The 1,059-nt window shown below is 47.3% G+C and carries 1 protein-coding gene; it reads right to left on the bottom strand.

Annotation, left to right across the window (positions count from 1 at the left end; all coding sequences use genetic code 11):
- Positions 1 to 1,059, bottom strand: a 1,059-nt coding sequence (locus tag IX315_RS09580) for an ABC transporter transmembrane domain-containing protein (protein WP_244973143.1), incomplete at both ends; no start/stop codon positions are given.

The following is a 1,059-nucleotide window of genomic DNA, read 5'->3' as shown; positions in this document are numbered from 1 at the left end:
TAGATTGACCTTAAAGAGGTCTGCCTGCACATCTTCCCACTCCCAGCGTTTCCGTTGCTCACACCCTTGTAGCTTGATCTCCTGCATGCCATTGATGAGCTGGTAGGTCACATTGCGGTTGCGCCCCGCTTGCTCAAAGTATTTGTAATCTAGGGTTCTACGCTTCTTTAGAAATAGAGTAATCCACCCCGCATAGAGCAGTGTACCAATAGCAAAGACTCCGAATATCAATAGATTGTAGTACGCGAGAACGATACTGAAGATGATGAAGATAAAGAAGGAGAAGAGCAGATTGAGGCTATTGGAGGTCAAGAACTGCTCTACTCTCCTGTGGTCTTCAATCCTCTGCAATAAGTCGCCCAGCAACTTAGTGTCAAAGAACTTCATCGGTAGCTTCATCAGCTTGATGAAGAAGTCGCTAATCAGCGAGATATTGATCCTTGTGGAGATATGCAGTAGGAGCTTGGAGCGGATAAAGCTGATCGCCGTACGGCTAAAGAGTAGCATCAGCTGAGCCAAAAGCACTAGCCAGATAAACCCAATGTCTCGCCCCCCGATACCCGTATCAACTATCGCTTGGGTAAGGAATGGGAAAACAAGCTGTATCAGCGACCCCAGCAGCAGCCCCAATATTATCTGACCAAAGTACCTACGATACTTCTTGACATAGCTCCATAGAAAGATGAGGCGATTGCCTTTCTCCAGCTTTCCACCCTCAGTCACTTCTTGGCTGTAAAACTCGTCAGTTGGCTCTAAGAGTAGGACAATGCCCTTCTCCTCACCATTGGTTTTGGTGCTGACCCAATGCTCGCAAAACTCCTCTTTGGTATAGGTCAGCAGCCCTTTCCCTGGGTCTGCTACATAGACCCTATAATTACCCTTACGCAGTCTCTTGACCTTATAAACAACTACAAAATGATTCTGATTCCAATGGGCAATGCAAGGCATCTGAGCTTCAGCAGCGAGCATCTCAAAAGTAACACGACCACCCAGCGAGTGCAACCCTCTTTTCTCTGCAGCTTTACTGATGCCCAGCAAAGACACCCCATCCTTCCCTAA

The organism is Porphyromonas levii (assembly GCF_018206105.1).
Lineage (GTDB): Bacteria > Bacteroidota > Bacteroidia > Bacteroidales > Porphyromonadaceae > Porphyromonas_A > Porphyromonas_A levii.
The sequence above is the reverse complement of the archived record's forward strand: the minus strand, read 5'-3'. Positions and strand labels throughout refer to the sequence as shown.